This window comes from Mucilaginibacter sp. PPCGB 2223, assembly GCF_001705515.1.
Lineage (GTDB): Bacteria > Bacteroidota > Bacteroidia > Sphingobacteriales > Sphingobacteriaceae > Mucilaginibacter.
Genome location: NZ_MDJS01000004.1, coordinates 565773 through 577724 on the forward strand (window position 1 = coordinate 565773; position 11952 = coordinate 577724).

The following is an 11952-nucleotide window of genomic DNA, read 5'->3' on the forward strand; positions in this document are numbered from 1 at the left end:
AAAACTATTCATCAAATAAATATATGGCTGAAGTAGTTAAGATGCCTAAAATGAGCGACACCATGACCGAGGGGGTTTTGGCGAAGTGGCATAAAAAAGTTGGCGATAAAATTAAATCGGGCGATTTGCTTGCCGAGATAGAAACCGATAAGGCTACTATGGATTTTGAATCCTTTCAGGATGGAACCATTTTGTACCTGGGCGTTGAGGAAGGTAAAGCTGTACCGGTTGATGCGGTAATAGCCGTATTAGGTAAAGAAGGAGAAGATTATAAAGCGGCTTTAGCCGGCGCTGGCACTCCGCCTGCTGCCGAAGCACCTAAAGCTGACGAAAAACCGGCTGCACCCGCTGCCGATAAAAAGGCCGATGCGCCGGCTGCGGCACCAGCGCCAAAAGTTGATACATCGAACATCCCGGCAACGGTTATCCGCATGCCGCTGTTAAGCGATACCATGACCGAGGGAACCATCGAAAAATGGAACTTTAAGGTTGGCGATAAAGTAAAATCGGACGATTCGCTGGCCGATGTTGCTACCGACAAAGCCACGATGGAAGTTGTAGGTTATGAAGCCGGCACTTTATTATACATCGGTGTAAAAGAAGGCGAAGCCGCCAAAGTAAACGATATTATTGCCATTGTAGGTAAAGAAGGAACTGATATTACGCCTTTACTGCAAGATAGCGGCGCCGGCAGCAGCGGTGGCAGTAGCGCCGAACCTGCAAAAGCCGAAGCTCCTGCTGCACAAGAAGCTGCTCCTGCAACTGCCGCCGCAACTTCTGATGACGACAGCCGCATTAAAGCATCGCCACTGGCACGCAAAATTGCCAAAGACAAAGGTATCAGCCTGAGCGAGCTGAAAGGCAGCGCCGAGGGCGGCCGCATTGTTAAAAAAGACGTTGAAAGCTATACCCCTGGTGCCGCCAAACCGGCAGCCGCCGCTGCTGAAGCACCTGTTGCCGCTCCGGCTGTTGCACCTGCCGCAGCACCCGCGAAAGAGACACCTAAAGTGGTTATACCGGAGTTTGTCGGCACCGAGAGATTTACCGAAAAACCCGTTACCCAAATGCGTAAGGCTATCGGCCGCCGCCTGTCTGAAAGCTTATTCACCGCGCCGCACTTCTATGTAACCATGACCATCGATATGGACTCGGCCATCGAAGCGCGCAACAAAATAAATGCCTACGCACCAAGCAAGATATCGTTTAACGACCTGGTAGTTAAAGCTACTGCCATCGCGCTGAAACAGCACCCTGCTATCAATTCATCCTGGTTAGGCGATAAGATCCGCTTTAACGAACATGTGAACATCGGTGTTGCCGTTGCGGTTGACGAAGGTTTGCTGGTACCGGTGATCAAATTTGCCGATGGTAAATCGCTGAGCCATATCAGCGCCGAGGTTAAAGACTTCGCCGGCAAGGCAAAAGCAAAAAAACTGCAGCCTAATGAAATGGAAGGCTCAACTTTCACTATCTCAAACTTAGGCATGTTCGGTGTTGATGAGTTTACCGCAATCATTAACACACCAAACTCTTGTATCTTAGCCGTTAGCGGTATACAGGCTGTGCCGGTTGTGAAAAATGGCGCCGTAGTACCGGGCAATATTATGAAAGTAACCCTGAGCAGCGACCACCGCACGGTTGACGGCGCAAGCGCGGCTGCTTTCTTACAAACACTGAAAGCTTTGTTAGAGGAGCCGGTAAGGTTACTGTTTTAAGAGAAACATTTTTTTATATGGAAAGCCGAAGTCATTACTGACTTCGGCTTTTTTATTGGCTTAAATGGCGTTTTTTTCGTATCTTGTAAGATTAGGCGCAAAGCCTGAAACGGATACAAGAAGCAAAAGGTTCGAAAAATTTCTTACAATTTCCCCCCTGGTTGGACGAAGTCGGAAAGTCCGAAAGTAAAAAAGCATCTTTCGGACACTGGACTTTCGGACTGAAAAATGCGTTAGGGATAGCAGCGGGTACCGGCCCTGTGGCTAATGCCTGCAGGCGTATGAGCGGATAGCCCGGGCCGCAGGCAACGCCCTTTTAATCAAAAAGTAAAGTATAAAAATGACTTGCATAGTTGCTCCGCCTAAGGAGCACTGAAACAAGTTCAGCATGACTTAATTTTTGTTGGATACCCATAAATACCCATGTTCTTTCGTCCGTAATTGCGAAAAATAGCACGTGAAAATACCGAAGAATACCTATGTGTTCCCCGCAACATTACAGCCTTTAAACCTTACAACTTTCAAACAAACCCGATGAAAGTGTAAAAATTACAGTTGTAACAATATAGCAACGCTTTTTACTGCTGCGGCTTTATTTAGTCGAATATGCTAATTTTAACCACTATAAGCACCATATGATGAAGAAGACCTTTTTACTTAGCCTTATTACCCTTTCGTTTTTGCAGATCAGCCGCGCGCAGTTGCCCAATGTGTTTTTGATCAGTCCGCAACATATAGCCGCACAAAAAGCTAAATACAAGCAAGGCGATGCCACTGTTGCCAAAGAAGTTGCAGTGGTTATTGACCGCGCAGATAAAGTACTGCCCGAAAAACCCCATTCGGTGATGGATAAAGCCAAAACGCCGCCAAGCGGATCGAAGCATGATTACATGAGCCTGGCGCCATATTTCTGGCCCGACCCTGCCAAACCCGATGGTAGGCCCTACATCCGTAAAGACGGGGAACATAACCCCGAAACCAAAACCATCAGCGATCATGAGTACTTAAGCGAACTGGAAGAACGCTGCAAATACCTGTCGTTAGCATACTACTTTACCGGCGACGAAAAATATGCCGCCAAAATGAAGGAGCTGTTAGCCGTTTGGTTTTTAAACCCCGATACCCGGATGAACCCGAACTTAACCTATGCGCAGGCCGTACTGGGCGTTAACGACGGACGCGGTATCGGCATTATCGAAAGCCGCTCGTTAGCCTGGCTGGCCGACTGGATGGGTTTACTGGCCGGTTCGAAATCATTCACCACTGCCGACCTTAACATCATCAAAGATTGGTACAAGCAATACCTGGTTTGGTTGCGTACCAGCAAAAACGGTAACGACGAACATAATGCAAAAAACAACCATGGTATTCATTACGATACACAAACCATCGACTATGCCTTATTTACCGGCGACGTGGCACTGGCTAAAGAACTGGCAACCGCGAGCCTGAAACGCGTACCGGTACAAATTGAGCCCGACGGGCAGGAGCCGCTCGAACTGGCGCGTACCAATGCCTACGGTTACAGCACTTTCAATATAGCTGCCTGGTATAACGTATCGCTGCTGGCCGAACGTGCAGGAATTGATATCTGGAATTACAGCACCGCCGATGGCCGCAGTATACATAAAGCGCTGGATTACCTTATTCCGTATGCTTTGGATGATAAACCTAAAGAACGCCAGCAGATAAGCCCTTATAACAAAGGCGAGATGTACCCTTTACTGGTACTGGCCGGTCAGAAATACAAGGATGCATCGTACACCAAACGGGCAGAAGCCTTCCCTAAAAACGATTCGGTGCTGATAACGGATTTGTTGTATAATTAATTATTTGGCAGGTTTTGTAACAAAGTTATTGTTTAGGCAGGTTTTGCAGACGTTTAAGGCATTTTTTGCGTTATTTTAGGATTGAACCCTGTACTAATAATTATTTAAATGAAGTTACATCCTGGCATCTTGGCCGGCTGCCTATTGTTTATCTTATGCAGCGGCACTAACAACCCATCAATAAAAAACAACCGGATTTATGTTAACGACTATGAAAACGTATTAGGCACGTCGTTACAGATCAAAGTTTCGGCAGCGTCAGCGGCCGAAGCTGCCGTTGCCGAAAACAACGCGCTGAACGAGATCGACAGGCTTGATCATATTTTAAGCGGCTATAACCGGCAAAGCGAGTTTAGCCGCTGGATGCATTCGTCTGCAAAACCGACTGTAGTTTCGCCGGAGCTCTTTGAGGTATTGAACCTGTTCGACCAGTGGAAAACTCGTAGCAACGGCGCTCTCGATGCTTCGGCTGAGGTAATTGGTAAATTATGGAAAGACGCTGCAAAGCGCAATCAGTTGCCAACCGAAGCCGAGATCAGCCAATCGGTAGCTGTGATAAAGCAAGCCCATTACAAACTGGATGCGGTTAACCATACCGCCCAGCGCCTGGATAACGCACCGCTGATGCTGAACTCGTTCGCTAAAAGCTATATCATCAACAAAGCTGTGAACGCTGCCCTTACCGCGGGCGGCATAAGTGGTGTTGTATTGAATATTGGCGGCGATATCGTGATCCGCGGTGAGCACACCGAGCAGGTACAAATAAGCGACCCGAAGGCAGATGCCGAGAATGATGCACCCATATCCGATGTATCACTCAGCAATAAAGCCATCGCCACAAGCGGCAATTATCGTCGCGGCGAACTGATTGGTGGCAAATGGTATTCGCATATTGTCGACCCGCGTACCGGCTTGCCTGCCCAGAATGTCATCAGCTCCACTGTTATCGCGCCAAACGCTACCGATGCAGGCGCGCTGGCAACCGCTTTCAGCGTTTTAACACCTGCCGAAAGCGCCAAACTTGCCGCTACTGTGCCCGGATCGGAATACCTGATCATCACCCGCGACGGGCAGCGTATCGAGAGCAAGGGCTGGAAGATTTTGGAAATTCCCGTAGCAAAACCACGCGTAACAAATCCAAATATCGCACCGGCAAAAGATAAAACCTGGGATACCAATTACGAACTGGCTATCAACCTGGAGCTTGCCGAAATTGAAGGTATGAGGGTACACCGCCCGTTTGTAGCTGTTTGGGTGGTTGATAAAGACAAAAAGCCTGTACGCAATATCGCCTTATGGTACAACAAACCGCGTTGGCTGAGCGACATGCATGCCTGGTACAGCGCCTACTACGATACCTTTATGGACGCCAATAGCAATATAAGTTCTACATCCAGCGCTACACGTTCGCCGGGAAAATATACTTTGAAGTGGGATGGTAAAGATGATAAAGGTAACCTGGTTGCCCGTGGAAGCTATACCATCGAAATTGAAGTTGCCCGCGAACACGGCACCCACCAGTTGTATGAGCAGGAAATGGATTTTTCGGGTAAGCCTAAACTGATTACCTTAACGCCCAATACCGAAGTCGCTTCGGCATCGTTAGATTACCGCAAAAAAACCAGGGATGCCCAATAACGAACTGAATACCGATGGTATCCCGGGCAAAAACAAAGCCGCGAAGCATCACAAAGCCGCATGGAAAAAGCGAACTGCCGCTGTTTCGCGCTGGCTGCATATTTACCTGTCGATGGTAAGTTTTGCCATTCTTTTATTTTTTGCCGTTACCGGATTTACCCTCAATCACGCCGATTGGTTTGGCAATAAGCCGCAGATAAAAAAGATCAGCGGCGATATGGATGCCAAATGGGTAAATGTTAAAGACACCAACCTGGTTGCCAAATTGCAGATAGTGGAGTTTTTACGCAAAACCAATGGCATTAAGGGCAATGTAAGCGATTTCCGTATCGATGATGGCGACGTTTCGGTATCCTTTAACGGCCCGGGCTATGCGGCCGATACGTATATCAACCGCAATAACGGCCGGTATAAACTTACCGAAACCCGTTTCGGCCTGGTAGCCGTATTGAACGATCTGCACAAAGGCCGCGATGCCGGTAAAGGCTGGGCATGGGTAATCGATATAACCGCCATCTTCATGGCGCTGGTATCCCTTACCGGTATCGTGATGATCTGTTTTATGAAAAAGAAACGTTTCAGCGGGTTTGTTATGGCCGCAGCCGGAATCGTGATCGTTTATGTGATATACCTTACTTTTGTAAAATAACGGCAAAAAAAATAGCGATGAATTTAGGCCATCGCTATTTAAATATCAAATACGCGTTCTTTAAACCATGTAGTTCCAGCCGTACGGATCGGCGGTTACGCCGTAACGTATCTCATCCAGAGTCTTTAATACCTTTTTCGAGAATTCGCGCTGCGACGGGTCGGGCAAGGTATACAAGTTACCCCCGTGCTCAATTTCACCGATAGGTGCAATGGTAGCGGCTGTACCTGCGCCAAAAGCATCGGTCAGCTTACCGTTTTTAGCGCCTTCCAAAACTTCGGCTATGCTTACGCGGCGCTCTTCAACTGTATAACCCCACTCACGCGCCAGGGTTAAAACGGTATCGCGGGTAACACCTTTTAAAATGGTATCGCGGGTCGACGGGGTGATCAGTTTGCCATCCAGCAAAAACATGACGTTGGCCGCGCCAAGCTCTTCCATATATGCATGTTCTTTACCATCTGTCCAGATCAGTTGGTCGTAACCTTCTTCAACGGCCTTCTTCAACGGTAACATCGCACCGCCGTAGTTACCGGCCGCTTTAGCGTAGCCAAAACCACCCTCAACCGCGCGCGAGTAATGGGTTTCGATCTTCACACGCAGCGGTTTGCTGAAATACGGACCCGTAGGGCCGCAGATCACCATATATTTATATGTTTTTGAGGGCGCCACACCGAGGTAAGGATCAATAGCGAACATAAACGGACGGATGTACAGCGAGTGGTTAGGCTTAGCCGGGATCCAATCCTTATCCAGATCGACCAGTGCGGCTATGCTCTGTACAAAAATATCTTCGGGCAGTTCGGGCATGCACAAACGCTCGGCCGATTTGTTGAAACGCGCGGCATTCATGTACGGGCGAAACACAGAGACCTTACCATCGACATGCTTATAAGCCTTCAATCCTTCAAAAAACGACTGGCCGTAGTGCAGCGCCGAAATTGCAGGGCTTAAACCAATTTCGCCGTAAGGGACGATCTGGAAATTCTTCCATTCGCCGTCGGCGTAGTCAGCAACAAACATATGGTCGCTAAAAGTGCGGCCAAATGGCAGGTTGTTAAAATCGGTTTCAGCTAAACGCGATTTGGCAACCTTCGTAATCGTGATGTCAAGTGTCTCTGTCATAACATTTAGAGATTAGAATTAGAAAAAGCGCAATTTACGGATTTTTGTTTGAATTGGTAATCAGAGAAATATGCGGAGATGACCAATTTATGGGATTATGGTATTGAGATGATAGGATTGTAACGCTCTAAGCAACCAGGATATCTACTCATTCGCACATTTGATCGCTGTTTTCAGCGTAATATCGCTCTCGTTAATCGTTTTAAAATAACCGTCGTCGCCCCATTTAAAGCGGGCGGCAAAAGCTTTGATATACAGGCACATCTTTTTTTCTGACTGGCGGATCTGACCCGAGTCTAACTGTTTAAGCGTTTTGGTAGCGTATACCACAAAATCGGTAAACATAGCATCGTTAACGGCAAAACCTTTGCTAAAATCATCGAAGCTGCGGTATTTGGCCAGTTTTGCCTGTAGCTTTTGCAGCACAAAGCCCATAAAAAGCTGGCGATTGCTCAGGCTGTACAGCAGCTCGGTATTACCGGTGGTATCGGCAGGCACAAAAACATCGGGCATAATGCCGCCGCCGCTAAAAACCTTGCGCCCGTTGGCGGTATGGTATTTGGCTGGTTGTTTAAACAGGCTGTCATCGAGGTTGCTCTTTTCTGAAAACAGCTCACCTTTTTGCATACGGGCGGCCAGTTCGTTATGGTAGCTATCGGCGCCATCTTTATACGATTTCTGGATCGACCGGCCCGAGGGCGTATAATACCTGGCGATGGTGAGATTCACCGCCGAGCCATCCGCGAAAGGGAACTGCTCCTGCACCAGCCCTTTGCCAAACGAGCGGCGGCCAACGATGGTGGCGCGGTCCAGATCCTGCAGGGCGCCGGCCAGTATCTCGCTTGCCGAAGCCGAGTACTCGTTGATCATCACGGCCAGTTTGCCCTTTTCGAACAAACCAGAGTCGGTAGCGAAATAATCGGTACGCGGTTCGTGCACACCTTTGGTAAACATAATGAGTTTGCCGGCGGGCAAAAATTCGTCGGCCATGGCGGTGGCGGCACTCAGGTAGCCGCCGCCATTATCCCGCAGGTCGAGCACCAGTTTTTGCATGCCCGCGGCTTTAAGTTTTTTCAAGGCGGCCTTAAAGTCGCGGTCGGTTGTAGCGGCAAACTTGCTGACCTTAACATAGCCCGTAGCAGGCGCTATCATATACGCCGCGTCGATGCTGCTCAGATCAACGCGGTCGCGTTTAAGCTTTACTACTTTTATTTTACTGCTGTTTGGCCCCAACACGCTTAGCTGCACATCGGTGTTTTTACCGCCGCGAAATATCGAGTCGATCTTGCCGGTTGTCAGGTGCGCTCCTGCAAGGTTGTGGTCGTTAAAACGGATAACGCGGTCGCCGCTTTCAATACCTGCTTTTGCGGCCGGCCCGCCCGGCAGCACCTGGCTAACATACAGGGTATCATCAAGCATCAGGTATTCGACACCGACACCGAAAAAGCCGCCGTCAAGCCGCTCGTTGATGGATTGTGCACGCTGTGGCGGCAGGTATAGCGAGTGGGGATCCAGATCCTGCAATAACTGGTTAACCGATTTGCCCTCAAGGCTGTCTATATCAACCGAATCGACATACCTGTCGTGCACGAGCTTTACCACACGCTGCAGCTTATCGCCCCCGCTCAGAAAAAAGCGGTTGCCCCGCAGGTTTTCGTTGCTGAACCAAATACCCATCAGCGCCCCTGCAAACAGCAGCATTAAGGTACGAACGAAGGTTATTGCATTATTTTTCATTAATTTGACCTTGCTAAAATAAGCAATGCATACTAAGCCCAATAATTTTATGTTGATAGCTTTAAGTATTTGCTAAAATTTACCAATTTTGTTTATCATAATATAGAGCCATTGAAAATAGTCACCGAAAAGGATTCTCATTATAATAACCTCGACCAGATGTCGGTTAACGAGATCCTGACAAACATTAACAAAGAAGACCAGACCGTTGCAGATGCTGTTAAAAAGGCCATTCCGCAGTTGGAAAAACTAGTTACGGTAACTGCCGAACGGATGAAGAACGGCGGCAGGCTGTTTTATATAGGAGCCGGTACCAGTGGCAGGCTGGGTGTGGTTGATGCTTCCGAATGCCCTCCTACCTATGGCGTCCCGTTCGATTGGGTTGTCGGTATCATCGCCGGCGGCGACGGCGCTATACGCAAAGCTGTTGAATTTGCCGAAGACGATGCCGAACAGGCCTGGAAGGACTTGCTGGAATACAATATAAACGATAAGGACGTGCTGGTAGGCATAGCCGCATCGGGTACTACGCCTTACGTTGTGGGTGGTCTGCAAACGGCTAACGCGCATGGCGTGGTAACCGGCTGCATTGTTTGTAACGAAGGCGGGCCTATAGCAGCGGCAGCGCAATACCCTGTCGAGATCGTCACCGGCCCTGAGTTTGTTACCGGCTCAACCCGCATGAAAGCCGGCACCGCGCAAAAACTCGCCCTCAATATGCTCAGTACAAGCGTAATGATAAGGCTGGGCCGTGTTGTTGGCAACAAGATGGTGGATATGCAGTTATCCAATAACAAACTCATCGATCGGGGTACCAATATGGTGATGCAGGCCACCGGGCTCGACGAGCAAACCGCCGCCAACCTGCTCGAAAAATATGGCAGCGTACGTCAGGCCATCGATCATGCGCCCGTAACACAAAGAAAGTAGGATTCATTCGGATAGGGGTTGGGACAGGATGCACGAGATAGAACCATATTACCGCTGGCGCGACGATTATATAGCCGCCGAAGACGAGCTTTCGCCTTTTTATGCGACGGAATACAACGAGTTTGAGTTCGATAAACAGGTATACAACTACCTGCTCCACCCGCAGTGGGACTCGTTCGGCTCCAACACGCTATACCTCAAAGTTTTATTTGCCGATTACGACCGGGGCTACACCATCATCGAATTGATTGGCGAATGGAACGACGCCATCGATAACGACATCATGGTACTGAAACGGGAACTCATTGAACTGATGATGGATGAAGGCATCAATAAATTCATCCTCATCGGCGAAAACGTGCTCAACTTCCACTCGAGCGATGACTGTTACTACGAAGAATGGTTCCAGGAGGTGGAGGATGGCTGGATAGCGGGCATCAATTTCCGCGATCATGTGATCAACGAGTTTAAGCGAAACAACATCGATTATTATATTAATTTCGGCGGTGTTTTAGACGATCTGGGCTGGCGAACGCTGAAACCTTTGCAGGTATTCAAAAAAGTTGAAGAGTTGTTGGTTAAACGCTTGAATTAATCAATCGCTTATAAGTATATTGCACTAAAAAAATACAAATTACGTTTATACCTTAAATTAATTAACAATGGAAACTAAAGGTTTTGATTATAAAACAAACGATATCGAATACAAATACGATAACGTTATACAAATAGACGACAGCACCAACGTACGTAAGTTTATGGCTAACGTATTTTTGTGGATGTTTGTTGCATTGGGCTTGTCCGCAGTTAGCGCTTACGAATTTGCCACAAACCCGCAATTGCTGACATTGCTTTACGATCCTGCCACCGGCAGCACAACCGGCCTTGCCATTGCGGTAATGCTGGCACCCTTCGCGTTTCTTTTGGCCATCTCATTTGGCTTACAAAAAATGTCGTACCCTGTGTTATTGATATTATTCATCGCTTTTGCCACTGTAATGGGTATTAGCCTCAGCTGGATATTGCTCGCTTACACCGCCGGTTCGGTATTGGGCGTATTCATCACCACATCGGTAGTTTTTGGTACGATGGCCATTGCAGGGTATACCACCCAACGCGATCTGACCTCTTTCGGCTCGTTACTGATCGCAGGCTTATGGGGTATCATCATCGCATCATTGGTCAACTGGTTCTTACACAGCCAGCAATTGGATTATATTATCAGCTACGTAGGCGTTGCCGTATTTGTGGGTTTAACCGCTTACGATGTGCAAAAGCTTAAACAACTGGCTGCCTCAGAAGATGTTGACGGAACCCTGAAAAATAAGTTAGGCTTAATGGGCGCATTAAACCTCTACCTCGATTTCGTGAACCTGTTCCTGATGCTGCTGCGCTTATTCGGCCGCAGAAGATAATTTCTTAATAGCATTATTTTAATGCCGGTAAAAAGGATGTACAAACTCATTTGCAGCTTTTTACCGGCATTTTTATTAGCCATCTGCGTCAACGCCGCTGCACCGGCTATTGATCTTAACCGCACTTCGGCAAAAGCCAAACAAGCCCTTACTTTTTGTAAACAAAAAGGCTATAACACCCGCTACTGTATCCTTATCGATATGAGCCTGCCATCGGGCGTAAAGCGTTTCATACTATGGGATTTTAGCAAAAAAAACATCATCACCTCGGGCCTCATCAGCCATGGTTGCGGCAGTATGCCATGGTCGGGCAAATGGAGTAAGGATAAAGCCCCGGTTCAGTAACCGCGACGGTAGCCATTGCACCGCCCTGGGCAAATACCGTATCGATCAGCGCGCCTACAGCGCATGGGGCATCCATGTTAAATATCACCTTACGGGATTGGAAGCTACCAACAACAATGCGTTTAAACGTGAGATCGTTTTCCACTCCTGGGAAAGCGTGCCCGAAACCGAAGTATACCCCGATGGCGTCCCCGAAGGCTGGGGCTGCCCCGCTATATCAAATGACACAATGAAAGTTGTAGATACACTGCTGCGCAACCAGAAAAGGCACACACTGCTATGGGTGTATCAGTGAATAATAATTTTACGCCATCTTCAAAATCACTCACAACTCACCATTCACCACTGATCCCCTTGCACTTTACAACTTTATTACGCACCTTTGTGCTGCTTATAGAGAAAGGCGGAGGGATTAGACCCTGCGATGCCTTAGCAACCTGTACTTACAAGGTGCTACATTCTACTCAGAACCACTCTTTTCAGGGTCTGGGACAGATAAGCGAAGGTCAACTTAACACCCGACTTTTCGACATAAGCAGATTTAGGATTACACTGATTTTTGTGATATG

At 48.1% G+C, this 11952-nt stretch carries 11 protein-coding genes and 1 riboswitch; of the genes, 9 read left to right on the forward strand and 2 right to left on the reverse strand.

The annotated features are described in order from the left end of the window. The first annotated feature begins 23 nt into the window (after positions 1-23). The 4 genes from BEL04_RS20880 to BEL04_RS20895 all read left to right on the forward strand — a co-directional run bounded on the left by BEL04_RS20880 (position 24) and on the right by BEL04_RS20895 (position 5831). The gene (locus BEL04_RS20880; RefSeq protein ID WP_066007130.1) at positions 24-1715 is read left to right on the forward strand and encodes a pyruvate dehydrogenase complex dihydrolipoamide acetyltransferase; all 1692 of its coding nucleotides are present in this window, start codon (positions 24-26) and stop codon (positions 1713-1715) included. A 635-nt stretch (positions 1716-2350) separates the two neighbouring features. Then, a complete protein-coding gene (locus BEL04_RS20885) occupies positions 2351-3544 on the forward strand; it encodes an alginate lyase family protein (RefSeq protein ID WP_083228019.1) in 1194 nt (397 codons plus the stop codon). Between the two features lie 108 nt (positions 3545-3652). Then, positions 3653-5182, forward strand: a complete 1530-nt coding sequence (locus BEL04_RS20890; protein ID WP_066007138.1) for a DUF2271 domain-containing protein — start codon at positions 3653-3655, stop codon at positions 5180-5182. Further along, positions 5172-5831, forward strand: a complete 660-nt coding sequence (locus BEL04_RS20895; protein ID WP_083228020.1) for a PepSY-associated TM helix domain-containing protein — start codon at positions 5172-5174, stop codon at positions 5829-5831. The genes BEL04_RS20890 and BEL04_RS20895 overlap by 11 nt, the downstream gene beginning before the upstream one ends. Positions 5832-5891: 60 nt before the next feature. Here BEL04_RS20895 and BEL04_RS20900 read toward each other — a convergent pair whose 3' ends face one another. Together BEL04_RS20900 and BEL04_RS20905 are read right to left on the reverse strand one after the other, a co-directional pair. After that, entirely contained in the window at positions 5892-6956 is a 1065-nt protein-coding gene (locus tag BEL04_RS20900) for a branched-chain amino acid aminotransferase (protein ID WP_066007140.1), read from the reverse strand. A 144-nt stretch (positions 6957-7100) separates the two neighbouring features. Continuing rightward, entirely contained in the window at positions 7101-8693 is a 1593-nt protein-coding gene (locus tag BEL04_RS20905) for a S41 family peptidase (protein WP_066007142.1), read from the reverse strand. A 111-nt stretch (positions 8694-8804) separates the two neighbouring features. Here BEL04_RS20905 and murQ point away from each other — a divergent pair, with 111 nt between their 5' ends. From murQ to BEL04_RS24645, 5 genes are all read left to right on the forward strand, one after another. Next, positions 8805-9623 carry an N-acetylmuramic acid 6-phosphate etherase gene (gene murQ, locus BEL04_RS20910; protein WP_066007342.1) on the forward strand — a complete coding sequence of 273 codons (819 nt, stop codon included), beginning with the start codon at positions 8805-8807 and terminating at the stop codon, positions 9621-9623. Between the two features lie 28 nt (positions 9624-9651). Beyond that, the gene (locus BEL04_RS20915) at positions 9652-10218 is read left to right on the forward strand and encodes a hypothetical protein (protein WP_066007144.1); all 567 of its coding nucleotides are present in this window, start codon (positions 9652-9654) and stop codon (positions 10216-10218) included. A gap of 67 nt (positions 10219-10285) precedes the next feature. Then, a complete protein-coding gene (locus BEL04_RS20920) occupies positions 10286-11038 on the forward strand; it encodes a Bax inhibitor-1/YccA family protein (protein ID WP_066007146.1) in 753 nt (250 codons plus the stop codon). Positions 11039-11074: 36 nt separating this feature from the next. Further along, positions 11075-11383, forward strand: a complete 309-nt coding sequence (locus BEL04_RS24640; protein ID WP_254659609.1) for a murein L,D-transpeptidase catalytic domain-containing protein — start codon at positions 11075-11077, stop codon at positions 11381-11383. Then, positions 11322-11678, forward strand: coding sequence for a murein L,D-transpeptidase catalytic domain-containing protein (locus tag BEL04_RS24645; protein ID WP_254659610.1), 357 nt, complete (start codon positions 11322-11324; stop codon positions 11676-11678). The genes BEL04_RS24640 and BEL04_RS24645 overlap by 62 nt, the downstream gene beginning before the upstream one ends. A gap of 93 nt (positions 11679-11771) precedes the next feature. After that, positions 11772-11885: riboswitch (SAM riboswitch) on the forward strand. Positions 11886-11952 lie beyond the last annotated feature (67 nt).